Consider the following 19,977-nt stretch of genomic DNA (forward strand, 5'->3'; position numbering starts at 1 on the left):
GCTTGACGGGGCTTTTTACTTTATAGTTCACGATTAAAGAAAAATTAGCGTACGACGTTAGCTTGCTTGTTTTTTGCGCGCAGTGACGCAGACAGTACAATAGTACGGCAAGGAACGAGCACAAAAAACATGCAAGATTACGAGTAAAGCAATTTTTATATGAAGTTTATTGACGAAGCAACTATCAAGGTCTACGCCGGTGACGGCGGTAATGGCGTAGCCACATTCCGCCGGGAAAAATACGAACCCATGGGTGGCCCCAATGGTGGCGATGGCGGCAAAGGCGGCTCGGTATTCGTGCTCGCAGACCGCAATATCAATACCCTGGTGGATTATCGCTATACCAGAACTTTCAAAGCCCAGCGCGGCGAAAACGGTAGCGGGTCAGACTGCTACGGTAAGGGTGGCGATGATATGGTGCTGCGTGTCCCTGTAGGCACCACTATCAGCGACAAAGCGACCGGCAATGCCATGGTCGACTTGAATGTCGATGGCCAACAGGTGATGATCGCCAGTGGCGGTAAAGGTGGTTTGGGCAATATTCACTTTAAAACCAGTACCAACCGCGCACCTCGCCAATGTACCAAAGGCGATCCAGGCGAAGCTTTCGAGCTTTACCTGGAGCTAAAAGTGCTGGCAGACGTTGGTTTACTGGGTATGCCAAATGCGGGTAAATCTACATTTATACGCTCTGTGTCTGCGGCCAAGCCTAAAGTCGCTGATTATCCGTTTACCACGTTGCACCCCAATCTTGGGGTTGTGCGTGTCGATAGCAACCGCAGTTTCGTGATCGCTGATGTACCAGGCCTGATTGAAGGTGCGGCTGAAGGTGCCGGATTAGGCCACCAATTCTTACGCCATTTGCAACGCACTTCGTTATTGCTGCACTTGGTAGATATCGCACCGTTTGATGAAATGGTCGATCCGGTAAAAGAAGCAAAAGCAATCGTTAACGAGTTAAAGAAATACGATCAAGAGTTATATGACAAACCTCGCTGGCTGGTGTTGAATAAAATCGACATGCTGCCTGACAGCGCTGAGAAAGTCGCAGACTTCGTCAAAGCTTATGGCTGGGATGGTCCCGTTTTCGCTATTTCTGCGATTAGCGGTATTGGTTGCAAAGAGCTGACTTATGCCATCATGGACCATATTGACCAGGCGCGCGTGCAGCGCCATGCTGAAGCTGACCAACTGCAAGCAGCACCATCGGCTCAAGCGCCGCAAGTGATTGAATAAATAACAGATAATAAAAATCAGTATGGGTGTCTCCCTTATTCAAGATAGTAAAACCCTGATTGTGAAGGTTGGCTCCAGCCTGGTCACCAATAATGGCCAGGGTTTGGATAAGAGTGCTATCGCTGCCTGGGCCGAGCAAATCAGTGCCCTGGTCAAACAGGGCAAACATGTGGTTCTCGTATCCAGTGGAGCCGTGGCTGAAGGCATGCAACGCCTGGGCTGGAAAAAACGCCCGGTGGAAATCAACGAGCTGCAAGCTGCTGCGGCAGTAGGGCAGATGGGGCTGGTACAAATGTACGAGCAATGTTTCGCAAAACATGGCTTGCACACCGCCCAATTATTGCTGACACATGACGACCTCGCTGACCGCAAGCGCTATCTCAATGCGCGCACTACCTTACGCACCTTGCTCGATTTGAATGTGATTCCCATCATTAATGAAAATGATACCGTGGTCACTGAAGAAATCCGCTTTGGCGATAATGACACCCTGGGTGCGCTGGTCGCCAACCTGATTGAAGCCGATGCACTGATTATCCTCACTGACCAGCAAGGTCTTTATTCTGCTGATCCGCGTAAAGACCCCAATGCGGTATTTGTACATTCCGAAATGGCAGGTAACCCGGCGTTGGAGGCCATGGCTGGAGGTGCTGGCAGCGCAGTCGGCACCGGTGGTATGCTGACCAAAATATTGGCTGCCAAACGTGCCGCCAATAGTGGCGCGCATACTGTGATTGCATCTGGCCGTGAGCCACAAGTGCTGGTTCGTTTAAGTCAGGGCGAAGCGATCGGGACCCACCTGCAAGCCGGAAAAATGAAAATTATCGCCAAGAAACAATGGCTGGCAGATCATTTACGCCTGGGTGGAAAGCTGGTGCTCGATACTGGCGCGGTGAATGTATTATGCAAAGATGGAAAAAGCCTGCTGCCGATAGGCGTAGTCGAGGTGATCGGCCAGTTTGAGCGTGGCGATGTAGTGGCCTGTGTCGATGCCGAAGGCAAAGAATGGGCACGCGGCATCGTGAATTACCATGCCAGCGAAGTGCGCCGCATCATGCGCAAGCCGAGTAGCGAGATTAAAAACATACTTGGCTATGTAGAAGAAAAAGAATTGATCCACAGGGATAACCTGGTGGTGTTATAAAAAAAGTCACTCATGCGTTTGCATGAAGATTTAATTAAGTATTATCAAACTGGATTTGCACTGAATAAAGTTAACTAAAAAGGTTGTGTGATATGAGTAAACCTCTGGTAGCCATTATTATGGGATCTGACAGCGATTGGCCGGTGATGAGAAATGCTGCGCAAATGCTGGCAGATTTTGGCGTGGCTTATGAAGCGCGCGTGGTATCCGCACACCGGACGCCGGACCTGATGTTCCAGTTTGCCGAGTCAGCCGCGACAAATGGTTTTCAGGTGATCATCGCCGGTGCCGGCGGGGCTGCGCATTTGCCGGGCATGGTGGCAGCGAAAACCACAGTGCCGGTACTGGGTGTGCCTGTTCCATCCAAACACCTGCAAGGTCAGGATTCGCTGTTATCTATCGTACAGATGCCTAAAGGTATCCCGGTGGCTACATTCGCGATTGGCGATGCAGGCGCGGCGAATGCCGGTCTGTTTGCAGTTTCGGTATTGGCCAACCACGATGCAGCTTTGGCGCAAAAACTGGCAGATTTCCGCCAGAAACAAGCTGAAAAAGTGCATGCCATGGACTTGCCTGAGCAGCCTTAAATTTTTATTCAAGAACATACCCTGGCTTAGAATTACAAAAAAATAGAATAACCGCACAAGGTAATTCTGTCAGGGCGTGATGGGGATTGTTGATGACTTCGCAACCAGATATGCAAAATCAAAGTTTACATAATGCAAATGAATTCAGCGTGATTCAGCCAGCCGCCATGTTGGGCATGCTAGGCGGCGGCCAGCTTGGTCGTTTTTTTGTGATTGCAGCGCACGAAATGGGCTACAAAGTCACCGTGCTCGACCCGGACAAAAATAGCCCGGCAGGCATGATTGCGGATGTGCACTTATGTGCAGCTTATGATGATGAAGCGGCGCTGAAAACCATGGCAGAAACCTGCGCGGCGATTTCGACCGAATTTGAAAACGTGCCTGCCGAAACATTGGCGACGCTGGCTAAATCGACCATTGTCCATCCAAGCGCCGACGCCGTAGCGATTGCCCAGCACAGAATTAAGGAAAAAACTTTTTTCAAGGAAGCTGGTTTGCCTATCGGCCCATTTGTCGCAGTCACTCATGAAAGCGATCTGCCGGAAGATGGCGACATGTATCCTGCGGTACTTAAAGTGGCGCGTTTTGGCTACGATGGCAAAGGCCAGGCAAGAGTGGCCAACCAGGCGGAAGCCAAGGCAGCCTTCCAGGGTTTCAAGCAGGAAGTCTGTGTGCTGGAAAAAATGCTCGCACTCGACCTGGAAGTCTCTGTCGTGCTGGCGCGCGATGTGCATGGCAATATTGCTGCGTTCCCAACTGCTGAAAACAGCCATTTGAATGGCATCCTGGATGTGAGCATCGCTCCGGCCCGGTGTTCTGAGGTGATTAAAGCCAATGCGCAAGAGCTGGCCAAAAAACTGGCAACCAAGCTCAATTATGTCGGTGTGTTAGGTGTGGAATTTTTTGTGGTCGGCAACCAGTTGCTGATTAACGAAATTGCGCCACGGCCGCATAACTCCGGCCATTACACCCTGGATGCCTGCATCACCAACCAGTTTGAACAACAGGTGCGCGTGATTACCGGCCAGACATTGGGTAATCCTAACCTGCACAGCAATGCCGTAATGGTGAATATTCTGGGCGATAGCTGGCTTTATAGTGGACAGCAGCAAGAACCCGCTTGGAATAAAGCATTTGCACACGGTAACCTCAAGATGCATTTATACGGCAAGCATGAGCCGCGTAAAGGCCGCAAGATGGGTCATTTCACCGTGATTGGTGAAGATGCGCAGGCAGTATTAAATGCTGCCAAGGTAGCGCGCAGTGAGTTGCATATAGGCGAGTAACGCCTTATTCAGTATAAAAAATGCCCGGGTGTAATCCGGGCATTTTTATTGAAACCTGGTCAGTTTCCTTTTCAGGACAAGTGGGCTTGGACTTGTTTCCTGAACTCCAGAGGCGAGTCAATCTGGTCAAATGTTTCTTTGGTGCCTCCTGTGCCGGTCACAATAATTGTGCCAAAACCGAATATCCTGCCAAGAATGCTCTGATTCACGCCTATGCCTTCGACCTTATGTAGCAGCACCTCTAAAGAGTGGCGTCTGATAAAACCAACCTTGATCAGGACACGTTTATTGGTGATGGCGAATTCAGAAGTTTTCAATCTGATATAGCTACTGATTCCTGAAATGAGTGCGAACACCAGCGCGAGTAGGCTGATTGTCCATAGAATCTGATTAGGTTCAGTAATCCAAACATTAAATGCGCATGTGAGAACGCTTAAGAACAAATACACGAAGGCATTGATGAAGATGGCCCAATGTAAGTTGGCGCGATAAATTACAACTTCATTGGAAAGCAAATTTTTATCGATAAAGCTCAAAGAATTCTCCCTGGCAAAAGGAATGCGTTTGTTAAGGGGGTCTCTAAGTGAGAGAAACTAAAACACTGGAAGGATGGTATCAGCTAGGCTGAATTGTGCAAAATCAAGCCGTTGTAGGTTTTGCACTTAAAGCTATAAAAAGCACAAGCCATAAAAAAAGCCGGACATCCGTCCGGCCTTTTTAGTAAGCACCCCTACTGAAATTATTCAGCAGCTTTTTTCGCGCGAGGCTTGGCAGCAGCTTTTTTGGCTGGCGCGGCTTCGGCTTTAGCAGCAGCTTTTTTCGGAGCTGCTTTAGGAGCAACAGCTTTTTTCACAGAAGCCAAAGTAGCAGGTGCGTCGCCTGACAATGCTTTGATCGCAGCTGTCAAACGGCTCTTATGACGAGCAGCTTTGTTTTTGTGAATGATTTTTTTGTCAGCGATACGGTCGATCACGCTCACATTTTCCTGGTATGACGCAACTGCAGCAGCTTTGTCACCAGTTTGAATTGCCTTGATTACTTTTTTAATCGCAGTACGCAAAGTTGAACGCAACGCAGCGTTGTGTGCATTTACTTTTACGGACTGGCGCGCGCGTTTGCGTGCTTGTGCGGTATTTGCCATGTTCGGTTATCCTGTAGCTTTCAAAGGGGTGTAATACGAAACCGTGCATAATACTGTTTTTGCTTTGTTTTTGCAAGGCGAAAAACGTTTTTCTGCTGATTCTGATACTGTTTCTAAATAGCCGCGTGTTAAAATCGCCCGACTTTAAAACAATTATTCTGGAAGTTAAAAAGAATTGTTTTACAAGTTGGAAAGCTGAGGGCGGAAAGATAAAGCACATATTATCGCCTGACGTGTTTTTAGCGAACTGCCGGAAGCCCTGAACCCCATATGAACTTGCTCAAAGCCCTGGCCACCGTGGGTGGCATGACGTTTATCTCGCGCCTGCTGGGGTTCGTGCGTGATACGCTGATTGCCCGTATTTTTGGCGCAGGTATGGCGACCGATGCTTTTTTTGTCGCGTTTAAAATTCCCAATCTTTTACGCCGCATTTCTGGCGAAGGTGCATTCAGCCAGGCATTCGTGCCTATTCTTTCCGAATACCGCAAACAGCGCACGCCGGAAGCGACCAAGGCTCTGATCAACCATGTCTCCAGTTTGCTGGGACTGTTTCTGGTCGGCATCACTATTATAGGTATGCTGGCAGCACCGTTGATTGTAAGGCTGACTTCGCCCGGTTTTGTCGGCGACCCGGCCAAGTTTGTGCTGACCACCGATTTACTGCGTATTACTTTCCCTTATATTTTGTTTATCTCGCTAGTGTCAATGGCTGGTGGTGTGCTCAATGCACACAGCAAATTCCAGGTGCCTGCCTTTACGCCGGTGTGGCTGAACCTGAGCTTTATTACGGCGGCTTTGTTTGTGGCGCCACATTTTAATAATTCAGTCTACGTGCTGGCCTGGGCAGTGTTTGCTGGCGGAATCATTCAGTTGCTATACCAATTACCTTCCTTACAGAAAATCGGCATGTTGCCGCGCTATGCGCTGAACACGCAGGATGAAGGCGTGCGACGTATTCTCAAATTGATGGGACCAGCCATTTTTGGAGTGTCTGTAGCGCAAATTTCGATTGTGCTGAATAACATATTCGCTTCATTTATGCCCACCGGCAGTGTCTCGTGGCTCTATTATGCTGATCGCTTGATGGAGTTTCCCACTGGCGTGCTGGGCGTTGCACTAGGTACTATTCTATTGCCCAGCTTATCCAAAGCCCACGTGGATAAATCAGCATATGAATTTTCGCAGTTACTGGATTGGGGGCTGCGCTTGACGTTTATGCTGGCGATTCCCGCGGCAGTGGCCATGGCGGTGCTATCGAAGCCGCTGGTCGCCAGCTTGTTCTATTACGGTAAATTTACCGCAATTGATGTTGCACAAACCGAGCGTGCTTTGATTGCCTACAGCTTGAGTTTGTTGGGGTTGATCATGGTGAAAGTGTTGGCGCCCGGTTTTTACGCGCGACAGAATGTTAAAACACCAGTGAAAATCGCTATTTTTACATTGATAATGACACAGATATTGAATGTCCTGTTTCTGTATTTCACACCATTGCGGCATGCCGGATTGGCATTGGCTGTAGGGCTCGGCGCCTGTTTAAACGCAACTTTACTCTGGGTGAGTTTGCAAAAGTCGGGTGCTTTCGTGCCGAATAAAGGCTGGGGTTTGTTTCTAGCTAAATTATTACTGGCCGTGACGATCATGGCCGTGGCTTTACATCTGGTAGCCACCGTCTCTGGCGACTGGCTTGCAATGCCACCCCTGGATAGATTGGTTCATCTGGCTGGTGTGGTGGTGATGGGCATGCTGATTTACTTTGCTATGTTGGGATTGTTGGGTTTCCGTCCCAGAGACTTTATGAAGCGGGTGGCCAAATAATGCAGATTTTCCGCCATATTCCGTTTTCTTCTTCGCCACAAGCCATTGCCATAGGCAATTTCGATGGCATCCATTTAGGCCATCAGGCCTTGCTGCGACAGTTAATTGCCTATGCCCACACCTACAAAATTGTGCCGGCGGTGATGACATTTGAGCCTCATCCACGTGAATTTTTTGTGCCGCAAAATGCGCCTGCAAGGCTGGCTTCCATGCGCGAAAAACTGGAGTATTTTGCGGAATTTGGTGTGCAGCGTGTCTATGTGCAACGCTTTAGCCATGCTTTTGCTGCCCAGACACCGGCCACGTTCATGCAGACATTGCAGCAGCGACTCAATGCCAATGTTGTCATGGTAGGTGAAGATTTCTGTTTTGGTGCCAAACGGGCGGGCACTGTACAAACTTTGATTGAACATGGATTCAACGTCATTCCGTTGCCGGAAGTGCAGTTTGACGGTGAACGGGTGTCCAGTACCCTGTTGCGTAACGCATTAGCGGCAGGCGACTTTGCAAAAGCGCATACTTTGCTAGGGCGCACTTACAGTATCAGCGGCAAAGTGGTGCATGGAGCGAAGTTAGGCAGGCAGCTTGGCTTCCCCACCGCCAACGTGCATATGCGCCACGAACGGCCTGCACTCACCGGGGTTTATGCGGTAAAATTGAATAATTTACCGGCAGTTGCCAATTTGGGCGTACGGCCCACCCTGGAAGGCATCCCCAAGCTCAAGTTGGAAGTACATGTGTTTGATTTTAATGGTGATTTATATGACCAGCATGTACATGTCGAATTTCTGCACAAATTGCGGGATGAGATGAAATTTGCTGGCTTGGATGCATTGACAGCACAGATTGCAGCCGACGTCTTACACGCTAAACAATACTTCCAGTCTGGTGCCGTGAAGTAATTAACAAGAAATATTGTGCTCTGCCTTATGAAAATGCAGGGCATGCAATGTTGAGATTTTTAAATGACTGACCAAAATAAAGATTCTAAATACAAACTGAATTTGCCTGAGACCAGCTTCCCCATGCGTGGCGATTTGTCCAAGCGCGAACCGGCCTGGCTAGCAAGCTGGCAGCAGCGCAAAGTGTATGACCGCATCCGCACCAAACGTCAGGGGGCCAAAAAATTCATTTTGCATGATGGTCCGCCGTATGCCAACGGTGACATTCATATCGGTCACGCAGTGAATAAAATCCTCAAAGACATCATCATCAAGGCCAAAACCATGAGTGGTTTTGATGCACCCTATGTGCCAGGCTGGGATTGCCACGGCCTGCCAATTGAACTGGTCGTTGAAAAAGCACACGGCAAAAATATAGCGCCAGCCAAGTTCCGCGAACTGTGCCGTGCCTATGCTGCCGAGCAGGTTGAAAAGCAGAAGAAAGACTTTATCCGCCTGGGCGTATTTGGTGATTGGGATCATCCCTACCTGACCATGGCTTTCGATACCGAAGCTGACATCATGCGTGCGTTGGGCGATATCTACAAAAACGGTTACCTGTATCAAGGCAGCAAGCCGGTCCACTGGTGTGTGGATTGTGGCTCAGCACTGGCTGAAGCTGAAGTTGAATACGAAGATGTGAATTCACCAGCAATTGATGTTGGCTTTAAAGTCGTGGATAACTCGGCATTGAGCCTGGCATTTGGCACCACGGTAAATGGTGATACGTATGCTGTCATCTGGACCACTACGCCATGGACGCTGCCTGCTAACCAGGCGGTGAGTGTGAATGCCGAGCTGGATTATGACCTGATCCAAACCAGCAAAGGTTTGTTGATTCTGGCACGTGAGCTGGCAGAAAAAACCCTGGCCAGATATACCGAAGAAAATACTTCTGTGTTGGCAAGTTGTAAAGGCGAGGCTTTACGTGGCTTGCTACTGCAACATCCATTTGATAACCGCCAGGTGCCGGTGATAACCGGCGACCACGTCACGACCGAAGCTGGTACCGGGCTGGTGCATACCGCGGCTGCACACGGTAATGATGACTGGCTGGTGATGCGCGCCAACTTCCCTAATGAAAAGCCACTGATATTGATTGGCGGAGATGGCAAATTCTTCAACAGCGAGTTGGTGGAATTGGCTGACATCCGTGGCTTAAGCCGTCAGGAAGCAAATAAAATCATACTGGCAAAACTGCAGGAAAACGGCGTGCTGTTCGCCTCCGCGCGTTTGAATCATAGCTTTCCGCATTGCTGGCGCCATAAAACGCCATTGATGCAACTGGCGACGCACCAGTGGTTTATCGGCATGAACTCTGTCGGCCCTGACGGCAAAGCTTTGCGTGAGCAAGCGAACACTGCAGTGGATGCGACAGCGTTTTTCCCTAGCTGGGGACGCGCCCGACTGGAAGCAATGATTAAAAATCGCCCGGACTGGTGTGTATCGCGCCAACGTAACTGGGGCGTGCCTATGCCATTTTTTGTGCATAAGGAAACTGGCGCGCCGCATCCTGATACGTTGAACCTGCTTGAAATTGTCTGCAAACAGGTGGAACAGCAGGGGGTTGAAGCCTGGTTTAGCCTGGATGGCGCAGCTTTCCTGAGTCAGAATGCGCCAGCCAACGCAGAGCAATACAAAAAAGTGACCGATACCCTGGATGTCTGGTTTGACTCTGGTGCGACGCATTATGCAGTCATCCGCTCTACCCAACATCCGTCATTGGCGGTAGAGGCACAGACGCGAGCAGCAGCAGGAAAACCAGTGGCAGATTTGTATCTGGAAGGCTCTGACCAGCACCGTGGCTGGTTCCAGTCCAGTTTATTGACCGGCTGTGCGATTGACGGGCATGCACCATATAACGCCTTGCTGACACACGGTTTTGTGGTGGATGGTGCCGGGCATAAAATGAGTAAATCCAAAGGCAACGTAGTGGCACCGCAAAAAGTGATGGACACTTACGGTGCGGACATTCTGCGCTTATGGGTAGCTTCGACTGATTATTCCGGTGAACTGACCATCAGTGATGAAATCCTCAAACGCGTGGCTGATGGCTATCGCCGTATCCGTAACACCTTGCGCTTCCTGCTTTCTAACCTGGCAGATTTTGATGCGAAAAAAGATTTATTGCCGGTGGACGAATGGCTGGAAATAGACCGTTATGCCTTGCATTTAACGCAAGAGCTGCAAACAGGTATTCTGGCGGATTACGATAAATATGAATTCCACCTGGCGGTGCAGAAATTCGTTGGTTTCTGCTCAGAAGACTTGGGTGGATTCTACCTGGATATTCTCAAAGACCGTCTGTATACCAGCGGTGAAACTTCGCCAGCGCGTCGCGCTGCGCAAAGCGCGTTGTATCACATCACACATGCCTTGATGCGTTTGATGACGCCGATTCTGAGTTTTACTGCGGATGAAATCTGGCAGACATTAGGCATGGATACTCAGGCCACTGTGTTTGAGGAAGAGTGGTATGCATTACCTGCACATGGTTTGAGTGAAACACAGTTAACACACTGGCAAACAATGATCGATTTACGCGGTCAGGCCGCCAAGGAGATCGAAATCCTCCGTGGTGAAGGCAAGGTGGGGTCATCGCTGCAGGCAGAGCTTGAGTTCCATGTGGCGGGTGAGGCATTTGATGCGCTAAGCAGTCTGCAAGATGACTTACGCTTTGTCACCATTACTTCTGCGGCAAAGACTTACAAGGTGGCCGATATGAGTGCGCAGAAAATCCTGGTGAAACCTAGTAGCTACCAGAAATGCGACCGTTGTTGGCATTACCGTGCCGATGTAGGCAGTGATGCGGCGCATCCAAGTATTTGCGGGCGCTGTGTCAGTAACTTGTTCGGCAACGGTGAAGCGCGCAAATATGCCTAACATTCGCTCGGCATTCCCCTGGTTGATATTGAGCGCAGTAATAATCGCGCTCGATTTGTATACCAAGCACCTAGTGCAACAGGCTTTTATCTATGGTGAGCATCTGCCCATCACAGGGTTTTTTGACCTGGTGCGGTATCACAACACAGGTGCGGCATTCAGTTTCCTGGCGGATGCAGGCGGCTGGCAGCATGGCTTTTTCACTGCCGTGTCTACCCTGGCTTCGGTAGTGATGGTGTATCTGCTGGTCAAGCATCCACATAGAACATTATTCTGTTTTGGTATCGCTCTAGTGTTAGGTGGGGCGTTGGGCAATTTATATGATCGCCTGACATTGGGTTATGTGGTGGATTTTCTGCTCTTTTACTATGAGCAATGGGCATGGCCGGCTTTTAACGTTGCAGACAGTGCGATTTGTGTTGGCGTTGGCTTGCTGGTGCTGGATAGTTTTAAAAACCCAGCCGGTTAGTGTTTTTAATGGGCAAAGTGAGTGTGCATGGATGGTTTGGCGTATACATTTACCGATGTGATCAAACGCTGGCAGGGCAGTAAAAGCACCTGGTATTACGTTAGCCTGCCCGCGACCATCTCTGATGAAGTTCACACGCTCAGGCAATATCATCAAACCAGACGCCGTGGCTGGGGTGCTGTCAGAGTAAAAGTGACTGCAAAAAACACTGCACAGGCAGCTGTAGAAGAGCACCACCCGCAATGGGAAACATCCATCTTTCCTGCTTTTGACGATAAGCGTTTTGCGCTGTTCCTGAAAGCTGATATCCGCAAACAGCTGCAAGTAGTCGTGGGCAGCGAGATTACCGTTATGCTAAATATTCTGTTTTAGCCTGGTGAAACCGTTTGGACTGACAGCCAATAAAGCGTCAATATCTTCGATGGACATGGGTTTGCCAAGCAGAAAACCTTGCAAGTAATCGCAGTCTAGCTGGCGTAAAAAATCAAGCTGCGCTTGGGTTTCTATGCCTTCAACTACCACCGCAATGCCCAAAATTTCTGCGGTCTTGATAATGGTACTGACAATCTCGCTATCAGCACTGTTCTCAGGCACATCGACCATAAAGGCACGGTCTATCTTTAGTTCATCTATCGGTAGTTGCTTGAGTTTAAACAGCGATGAATTACCTACCCCAAAGTCATCGAGTGAAACCCGCACGCCCAATGCCTTTAATTGATTCAGTATCGCCAGCGCCTGTTCTTCATGTTCAAACACTGCACTCTCAGTGATCTCCAGCGTGATCTGTCCAGGCGGGATCGCGTATTGCTTCAGGTGCTTGGCAATGCGCGTAGGCAAATGATGATCGCGGAACTGGCGTGGGGAAATGTTGATTGATAGCCCGACAGGCTGACCATTCTTTTGCATGAGTACGGACAAATGACTGAATGCCTCGGCGATCACCCATTCCCCCAATGGCAGGATCAGGCCGGATTGTTCTGCGTAGGGAATGAATTCAATCGGGGAGATAATCTGGCCATTGGGGCTACGCCAGCGGATCAAGGCTTCAATATTTGCCACGTGTAGCTGAGCGTTGTCATCCAGCTTGAAAATAGGCTGGAATTGCAAGAAGAATTCCTTTTTTTTGATTGCCTTGCGTAACTGTACATCAAGCCGGAAGCGGTTTTGAGCAAGTTTTGTCTGGTCTTCACTATAAAATAAGAATTGGTGCTGGGTAGAGCGCTTGGCATGCGCGAGCGCGGTATTGGCATTGCGCACCAATTCGTCGGCATTGCTGGCATCCCGCGGATACAGGCTGATACCAATACATGCATCCAGTATCAGTTCATGGTTTTCAATCAATACCGGTTTATGCACGATTTTGCATAGGTTACGTGCCAGGTGCATCAGTTCGGTATCGGTTTTGTAGCGTGTGGTGATCAGGGCAAATTTGTCTCCATGCACGCGGCCCAGTTCTCCGTGTTCATGGGTGATGAGCTGTAAGCGTCGTGACACTTCCAGCAGAAAAAGATCGCCGGTGCGGTGGCCAAAACTGTCATTGATACTCTGGAAATGTTTTAAATCTATTAACAGCAATGCCACCATGCCACTTTCACTGGCAGCACTGATCACTGCATGCTCGAGCAGGTTTAGCATAGTTAGCCGGTTAGGTAGTTTTGTGAGCGGGTCGTTGCGCGACAGTTGGAGGTATTCCAGCTCTTTTGCCGCGAGGCGCTTTTCTGCGCGTAACAAGCGTTCACTTTCACGCAACAGGATACTTTGCCTGACGGCAGAGAACACCAGAATAGACATCACCGAACCGGTAGCAATATGGTAGGCATAAGGATGCGGGCCGCTTTGCCACCAGATCAATATCAGGGTGCTGATACTGAATATCACGGCAATGACCGGCACAAGGCTGCGCAGGCGGCGGCAGTGCCGATGATAATTGCTATTCCTTGAAATGCGCACTTGCCAACCGTAAAGGCCAGTACCTATCAGCAAGTCGGCCACAGAAAAACCGTAATTAACCCACAAATCGGTTTGCGGGCTGTGGTTGAGTGCATTCAGGTTCCATTGCATCCAGCAGGCGCCGTCCAGCGTCAGCCCCGCACTCAGCAGCAGCCAGGGGAGCATGCACACTGGCCTGAGATAGGGGATAAGTAAAAAGGATACTAAGGCTGCGCTTAGCATGCTGACCGGATAAGCCGTGAGCACTGCCAGCTGCAACGGATTCACATCTGCCGATTTAGGCAAATAGGAGATCAGGATATAGCCAAGGATGGCAACGCTGAATGACAAGGCATCAATGATAAAAGCCCAGCTTTTGGAATGTGAAAGCTGGCTGCGCAGTGCAAGGATGAAAGCGATAATCAGGCAGGGACCCATCAAAGGGTAGAAAATGTCTGACTGTGCGGGAAAGTCGGGTTGACGGGTGAGAACTTCAAATACCCATAATAATCCGCCGGTAAAATAGGCGAGGGCACCAATCACAAACCAGCGTTTGCAGGGACGGTATGCTGGATTGGCGCGCAAATAACCCAAAGCAGCCAATATCAGGCAGGTGGTATTGGTTAGCAGCCAATGGACATTGTTCAGCCACAAGGCTGTTTCCGGCGGTGCATTTATGGCAGTCACCATGCAGATGATTAACACCGATACAGCAACAACTAACACTTTTCGCGAAAGTATCATGCAGCCCCCTTGTTTATGCATTCTAACAAGGGGTTAGAAAAAAACTAGTGTTTCCTGAAAAATGACAGCAACGGGTGAATGATGGCGTAACATAATGCGCCGACCGCCATGCCGATGACTGCATTCAGCAGTAAAGACCATTGCGGAAATTGCTCCAGCCAGGCGTGCAGAGGATGAATGCCATGCGCAATAATACCGCCACCGACCAGGAACATCGCTGCTGTGCCTAATATACTCAGCAGCCGCATTAAATAGGGCACCACCCAGACCAGACCCCAGCCGAATTTACGCGTCGCTTGCGGTAATAGGCTTTGCCCTTCACGCTGCATCAGCCATAGTCCGATATCATCCATCTTGACGATCAGCGCTACCAGGCCATACACACCTATGGTCATTAGTACGGCAATCAGGGAAAGTACCATAATGCGTTGGCTCAATGCGGCTTCAGCCACTACGCCCAGGGAAATAACAATGATCTCTGCCGACAGGATAAAGTCGGTGCGCACAGCCCCTTTTATCTTTTCTTTTTCCAGTGCGACCAGGTCGGTTTCTGACTGTTGCATGGCTTGATGCACAGGTGCTTTATCTAATGTATCCTGTTTGCTATGCAGTTTATGCCAGATTTTTTCAAACCCTTCGTAACATAAGAACGCGCCACCGAGCATTAACAGCGGAAGGATCAGCCAAGGAATAAAAGCACTGATCAGCAGGGCGGCAGGGACCAGGACCAGCTTGTTAATAAAAGACCCACGCGCAACTGCCCACACCACCGGCAATTCTCTTTTGGCCGCAATCCCTGTCACCTGCTGCGCATTCAGTGCCAGGTCGTCACCCAGCACGCCAGCGGTTTTTTTAGCCGCCACCTGGCTCATCACCGAAACGTCATCCAGCATGGTGGTGATGTCATCTAATAGGGCAAGCAAACTGGAAGCGGCCATGAAACATTCCTGGTCAATTACAAAGATTGCTTATTCTACGTGAATCCCGCTAGAATGGCAGGATGCAGAATTCGGAAACTCAACGCTGGATAGCACGATTGGCCATTATGGCCATGCTGCTGGTCAGCCTTGTGCCTACCTTGAGCCTCGCTTTCCCCATGCAGCAGGGCAACAGTTTCATCGGGCAAATCTGCTCAACCCAGGGCAGCAAGTTATTGGTGCAGGTGATGACTACTCAGGGAAAACAGCTTTCAACCCTGATAGATTTCAAGCCTTCACAAAAACCGGTTTCCATCAGCCATCATCTTGATCATTGCCCGTTCTGTCATATGGCATTAGATGAGGTGACCTTACCGTCGCATAGTCCAGCTTACCTCCTGTTTCAGCAAGCTCAGGCCCAGATTGCGCTAAGCAATTATCAACCGCCTGTTGTTTCAAGTTTTTACCCCACTGCGCACCCCTCACGCGCACCACCTCTGACTCCACACTCAATCTAGTACCGTCCGCATGTCGGCCGGATTCTGAGTCATGCCTGCTTTGCAGGCATAGAGGAGTCATCTCATGATCGTCATCAACCTACAGGCAATGATATTTGCCAAACAGGTGGAGTGGAAACGCCACGTCACCCTCAAAGAAATTGCCGAATCTACCGGCATCAGCCGCATGACCTTGCACCGCATGGTTAAAAATCCTGTTTATAACGCGTGTACCGAGCATCTGGACAAGCTTTGTACTTATTTTCATTGTGATATTGGCGCATTGATTCGCTGGCAACCTGATGAATCTACCAGGCAGGTATTTGCCGCCTGAATAACGCACTTCGCTGGTCAGCGAAGTGGATGCATATAAAAATGTAGGGAGAATTCGCAATGAAACATAAAAACATATGTCTGGCTATTTTGTCAGCTTTACCTTATCTCGCTCACGCTGAACATGAGGGCACCCAGCATCTGGATACCGTCAATGTGGTATCAGAGAAACAGAAAACATCACTCACACAGCCAGACATTGAAGCCGCAAAAAAGGAACTGGCAAAAACGGCAGGCGGTACTACTGTGGTTGATATGGCGACTGTACGTGAAGGGCGTACCAGCAATATGCAGGATACATTGGGCATGGCAACCGGCGTGTTGGCCCAGTCGCGTTTTGGTGCTGAAGAAACCCGCCTATCGATACGCGGTTCCGGCTTGCAACGCACGTTTCACGGGCGGGGTTTGAAATTAATGCAAGATGGCATCGCCATTAACCTCGCTGATGGCGGCTTTGATTTTCCGGGCATCGATCCGATGGCTACTGATTATATTGAAGTCTACCGTGGCGCCAATGCCTTGCAATATGGCTCAAGCAATCTGGGTGGCAGCATCAACTTTATTTCCCGTACTGGCTACACGGCATCCCCGTTGGAAATCCGCTCTGAAGGCGGTAGTTATGGTTACTCCCGCCTTGGAATCAGTACCGGTGGTGTGAAAGGTGACGTGGACTATTTCGTCACCGCCAGCAAGTACCACACGGACAGCTTCCGTGATAATGCGCAGCAGAGTGCTGATCGCCTGACTGGTAATGTAGGTATCAAAATCAATGACCAGGTTGAAACCCGCTTTTACTTTGGCTATGTCAATAACGATTCCCAGCTTTCCAGCAGTCTGACCAAAGCGCAATTGAAAGATGACCCCAGGCAGGCCAGTGTGATTCCCGGGCAGGGCATCAATCAACGCGATATCAACGTGACCAGGCTGGCGAATAAAACCACTATCCTGTTTGATGGGAGCAAACTGGAACTGGGCGCGTTTTACTCGCACAAGAGCTTGTATCACCCGATAGGCAATTTTGGGGATACCACTGGTGTGATTGACCAGTCATCCAACGATATAGGCCTGACGGCGCGCTGGTCACAGATGGGTGAATTATTCGGGCTTAAGAATGAATTCGTAGCCGGGCTTTCACCCACCCGTGGCCGTACAGATGCAAAAAACTTCCTGAATGTGAATGCCAAACGTGGGGCTTTGTTGAATAACTTTGACCAGAAAGCAACCAACTTTGAAGCTTACCTGGAAGACAGGTTAAGCCTTGACGAACAATGGACAGTGATTGCCGGGTTGCAATATGCCAAATCCAAACGCGACTCTGAGGATCAACTGATCACCGCCAGCGGTAACCAGAGCGTCGATAAAACTTACAGCCAGACCAGCCCTAAACTGGGTGTGCTGTATCAATTGCAGCCGGAAGTGCAATTGTTTGCCAATGCCTCGCGCAGTTTTGAACCACCAAGTTTTGGTGAGTTGAACAGCCTGGTAGTGAGCAGCTTGCGTGCACAAAAGGGAACCACGTTTGAGATTGGATCACGAGGTAACAGTGAGTTTGTTGACTGGGATATTGCGCTTTATCAGGCGCGCTTGCAAGATGAGTTGCTTCAGGTGAGCGCAGCTGGCTCGCCTTTCGCTAGCCAAACGATCAACGCCGGCAAAACCATCCATCGTGGACTGGAGTTTGGCCTGACGGCACGGCTACCCTACAGTCTGCAATGGCGTTCCAGCCTATTGATCAATGATTTCAAACTGGATAATGAACCTGTCTATGGCAGCAACCGCCTACCAGGTATTCAGCGTTCATTACTACGCGCTGAACTGGTTTACCGTGGTAGTGATATCCTCGAGAATTTCTACATCGGCCCGACTATTGAGTGGTCACCACAACGCTACAACGTAGATTTTGCAGAAACCTTGTATGCCGACAATTATTTTATCTGGGGCGTGAAGGCCGGTCAGAAAATCAATCAGCACTGGTCGTGGTTTGTGGAAGGCCGTAATCTCGCAAACCAGAAATATGCGGCTACCACTGGCGTCGCCAGAAACCAGAGTGGCGCAGATGGCGCATTGTTTTTGCCAGGCGATGGCCGTACCGCTTACCTTGGCGTAACCTGGAATTATTAAGTAAATCGCCCGGTGAATGCGCCGGGCTTTCTTAAATAAAAAAAGTGGTGATGCTATGCAATCTAAACTGACCAATCCTATCTCTGCATCAAAAACCAAATCCGCGCTGTATGCCAGGGTGTGGCGTTGGCATTTTTTTGCCGGATTATTATGCCTGCCAATATTGTTAAACCTGGCGATTACCGGAAGTCTTTACCTTTTTCGAGGCGAGATTAATGACTGGGTGTATCACAATGAACGATTTGTAATGCCTGTCCCGCAACCAGCCATATCACTGCAACGCCTGACGCAACAGGCTTTACTCGAGTATCCCGGCGAAGTAAAAATGGTGCAAACGCCAGCAACCATTGATCGCAGCCTCAGCGTATTCATCAAACAGCCACATGGTGAAACCGTGCAAGTGCTGCTGAATCCTTTTACCGGTCAAATCCTGGGTGCGCACGCCGAAAGCCAGCAATGGGAGCTGATCGTCAAAAAGCTGCATTCCCTGACCTTGGTCGGTACTTGGGCAAACTGGCTGGTGGAGGTTGTGGCGGGTTGGGCGATGGTGCTGGTTATCACAGGGCTCTATCTTTGGTGGCCGCGTGGCAACACTGCAAATATCATGAGCGTGCGGGAATCACCGAAAAAACGGGTCTGGTGGCGAGATGTACATGCGCTGACTGGCTTGATGGGCGGTAGTATTATCCTGTTCCTGGCACTGACGGGTATGCCATGGTCTGCATTCTGGGGGCAGCAGCTGGGCAAAATTAGCACTGCCTATGGATTGGGTTTTCCGACTTATCTCTGGGCAGCCATTCCGCAATCCAGTATACCCCTGGATTCGCAAGGCGATGTGCCTTGGACGCTGGAGAAAACCACGTTGCCTACCTCCAGCCATGAAAAATCGGATAGTGTTATTGCACCTATCAGCTTGGATGCCGCACAGCATATGTTTGAATCGGCGAAGTTAAAACCGGGATATTCCATTCGCCTTCCGATGGGGCCTTCTGGCGTATATACCGCTTTACAATTTCCCGCCGATGCGACGCAGGAGAGGGTGATTCATATTGATCAATATTCAGGAAAGACGCTGATCGATACCGGTTATGCAGAATATGGCGCTGTTGCCAGGGTGACAGAATGGGGAACCTCAGTGCATCAAGGCAAGCAATATGGCATGATCAGCCAGCTGATGATGTTGGTGGGCTGTGTTGCACTGGTACTGCTGATCATTTCGTCGGTGACGATGTGGTGCAAGCGTCGTCCCTCCGGCAAACTTGTTGCACCGCCACCCAGGCGGCAAGAAGGAAAAATAACGCGTAATGTCGCCATCATCACCTTGGCCCTGGGTGTTATATTCCCCTTACTTGGTGTATCCATAGTATTGGCGCTCATTTTCGACACCGTGTGGCAGTTTTTCATCGCAAAGGAACAACAATGAAGTCTTGGATCATAAATCTTAGTGTAGCTATTAGCCTGGCCTGTTTCTCCATCGCAACGCATGCAGAGTTAAAGGTAGCGGATGCATGGGTGAAACCGACCGTGCCCGGGCAGCCAGTGGGCGCTGCCTATATGAAATTAACGGCTGATAAAAACGTTGAAATCGTGGCGTTATCTTCACCCGTGGCAGGCAAAACCGAGCTGCATTCGATGTCAATGACGGACAATATCATGAGGATGAAAAGAGTAGATCGTTTAGCGCTTAAAGCCGGAAAGCCGGTGGAGTTAAAGCCTGGTGGATATCACATTATGTTGATGGCGTTAAAACACCAGATCAAAGAAGGTGAAACAGTGGCTATCAGTTTAGTTACGCAGGATGAAAGCGGCAACAAGGCAACAGTATCAATCAAAGCTATCGCAACGGCGCCTCCAGAGTCTGACTCAGATGCGCACATGCATATGCATCATTGATTGCTCAAGAACCAGGAGGCTGACTTACTCAAAGGGTAGCC

General features: G+C 49.7%; 18 protein-coding genes. 14 read left to right on the top strand and 4 right to left on the bottom strand.

Annotation, left to right across the window (positions count from 1 at the left end; all coding sequences use genetic code 11):
* Nucleotides 1-159 precede the first annotated feature (159 nt).
* The 4 genes from cgtA (at nt 160) to VK958_RS01925 (ending at nt 4,253) form a co-directional block, all read left to right on the top strand.
* Nucleotides 160-1,236 carry an Obg family GTPase CgtA gene (cgtA, locus tag VK958_RS01910; protein ID WP_325238585.1) on the top strand — a complete coding sequence of 359 codons (1,077 nt, stop codon included), beginning with the start codon at nt 160-162 and terminating at the stop codon, nt 1,234-1,236.
* 22 nt (nt 1,237-1,258) lie between these two features.
* Nucleotides 1,259-2,380 (top strand): glutamate 5-kinase, encoded by a 1,122-nt coding sequence (gene proB, locus VK958_RS01915; RefSeq protein WP_325238587.1) that lies wholly within the window; start codon nt 1,259-1,261, stop codon nt 2,378-2,380.
* Between the two features lie 92 nt (nt 2,381-2,472).
* Complete coding sequence (purE, locus tag VK958_RS01920; protein WP_325238589.1) at nt 2,473-2,967, top strand: 5-(carboxyamino)imidazole ribonucleotide mutase; 495 nt, start codon at nt 2,473-2,475, stop codon at nt 2,965-2,967.
* Nucleotides 2,968-3,059: 92 nt separating this feature from the next.
* Nucleotides 3,060-4,253 carry a 5-(carboxyamino)imidazole ribonucleotide synthase gene (locus tag VK958_RS01925; RefSeq protein ID WP_325238591.1) on the top strand — a complete coding sequence of 398 codons (1,194 nt, stop codon included), beginning with the start codon at nt 3,060-3,062 and terminating at the stop codon, nt 4,251-4,253.
* A gap of 71 nt (nt 4,254-4,324) precedes the next feature.
* Here VK958_RS01925 and VK958_RS01930 read toward each other — a convergent pair whose 3' ends face one another.
* Nucleotides 4,325-4,789, bottom strand: coding sequence for a PH domain-containing protein (locus VK958_RS01930; protein ID WP_325238593.1), 465 nt, complete (start codon nt 4,787-4,789; stop codon nt 4,325-4,327).
* Nucleotides 4,790-4,992: 203 nt separating this feature from the next.
* Nucleotides 4,993-5,394 (bottom strand): 30S ribosomal protein S20, encoded by a 402-nt coding sequence (gene rpsT / locus VK958_RS01935; RefSeq protein WP_325238595.1) that lies wholly within the window; start codon nt 5,392-5,394, stop codon nt 4,993-4,995.
* Nucleotides 5,395-5,664: 270 nt separating this feature from the next.
* Between rpsT and murJ the strand changes: the two genes are divergently transcribed.
* The 5 genes from murJ to VK958_RS01960 all read left to right on the top strand — a co-directional run bounded on the left by murJ (nt 5,665) and on the right by VK958_RS01960 (nt 11,874).
* Nucleotides 5,665-7,209 (top strand): murein biosynthesis integral membrane protein MurJ, encoded by a 1,545-nt coding sequence (gene murJ / locus VK958_RS01940; RefSeq protein WP_325238596.1) that lies wholly within the window; start codon nt 5,665-5,667, stop codon nt 7,207-7,209.
* A complete protein-coding gene (locus VK958_RS01945; protein ID WP_325238597.1) occupies nt 7,209-8,111 on the top strand; it encodes a bifunctional riboflavin kinase/FAD synthetase in 903 nt (300 codons plus the stop codon). The genes murJ and VK958_RS01945 overlap by 1 nt, the downstream gene beginning before the upstream one ends.
* A gap of 63 nt (nt 8,112-8,174) precedes the next feature.
* Nucleotides 8,175-11,033: an isoleucine--tRNA ligase gene (gene ileS, locus VK958_RS01950; protein WP_325238599.1), complete on the top strand. Its 2,859-nt coding sequence runs from the start codon at nt 8,175-8,177 to the stop codon at nt 11,031-11,033.
* A complete protein-coding gene (lspA, locus tag VK958_RS01955) occupies nt 11,026-11,502 on the top strand; it encodes a signal peptidase II (RefSeq protein WP_325238600.1) in 477 nt (158 codons plus the stop codon). Before ileS ends, lspA begins: the two co-directional genes overlap by 8 nt.
* A 27-nt stretch (nt 11,503-11,529) precedes the next feature.
* Nucleotides 11,530-11,874, top strand: a complete 345-nt coding sequence (locus VK958_RS01960; RefSeq protein WP_325238602.1) for a DUF1905 domain-containing protein — start codon at nt 11,530-11,532, stop codon at nt 11,872-11,874.
* Here the strand turns inward: VK958_RS01960 and VK958_RS01965 are convergent.
* Together VK958_RS01965 and VK958_RS01970 are read right to left on the bottom strand one after the other, a co-directional pair.
* The gene (locus tag VK958_RS01965) at nt 11,857-14,175 is read right to left on the bottom strand and encodes a putative bifunctional diguanylate cyclase/phosphodiesterase (RefSeq protein ID WP_325238603.1); all 2,319 of its coding nucleotides are present in this window, start codon (nt 14,173-14,175) and stop codon (nt 11,857-11,859) included. The two genes, VK958_RS01960 and VK958_RS01965, sit on opposite strands and share 18 nt — an antisense overlap.
* A gap of 44 nt (nt 14,176-14,219) precedes the next feature.
* A complete protein-coding gene (locus tag VK958_RS01970; RefSeq protein ID WP_325238605.1) occupies nt 14,220-15,113 on the bottom strand; it encodes a DUF808 domain-containing protein in 894 nt (297 codons plus the stop codon).
* 62 nt (nt 15,114-15,175) lie between these two features.
* Here VK958_RS01970 and VK958_RS01975 point away from each other — a divergent pair, with 62 nt between their 5' ends.
* From VK958_RS01975 to VK958_RS01995, 5 genes are all read left to right on the top strand, one after another.
* Entirely contained in the window at nt 15,176-15,610 is a 435-nt protein-coding gene (locus VK958_RS01975) for a DUF2946 domain-containing protein (RefSeq protein ID WP_325238606.1), read from the top strand.
* Nucleotides 15,611-15,674: 64 nt separating this feature from the next.
* A complete protein-coding gene (locus VK958_RS01980) occupies nt 15,675-15,923 on the top strand; it encodes a helix-turn-helix domain-containing protein (protein WP_325238608.1) in 249 nt (82 codons plus the stop codon).
* 59 nt (nt 15,924-15,982) lie between these two features.
* Complete coding sequence (locus VK958_RS01985; RefSeq protein WP_325238609.1) at nt 15,983-18,043, top strand: TonB-dependent receptor family protein; 2,061 nt, start codon at nt 15,983-15,985, stop codon at nt 18,041-18,043.
* A 55-nt stretch (nt 18,044-18,098) separates the two neighbouring features.
* A complete protein-coding gene (locus tag VK958_RS01990; RefSeq protein WP_325238610.1) occupies nt 18,099-19,466 on the top strand; it encodes a PepSY-associated TM helix domain-containing protein in 1,368 nt (455 codons plus the stop codon).
* A complete protein-coding gene (locus tag VK958_RS01995) occupies nt 19,463-19,936 on the top strand; it encodes a copper chaperone PCu(A)C (protein ID WP_325238611.1) in 474 nt (157 codons plus the stop codon). Before VK958_RS01990 ends, VK958_RS01995 begins: the two co-directional genes overlap by 4 nt.
* Nucleotides 19,937-19,977 lie beyond the last annotated feature (41 nt).

It is taken from the genome of Methylophilus sp., assembly GCF_035460085.1.
Lineage (GTDB): Bacteria > Pseudomonadota > Gammaproteobacteria > Burkholderiales > Methylophilaceae > Methylophilus.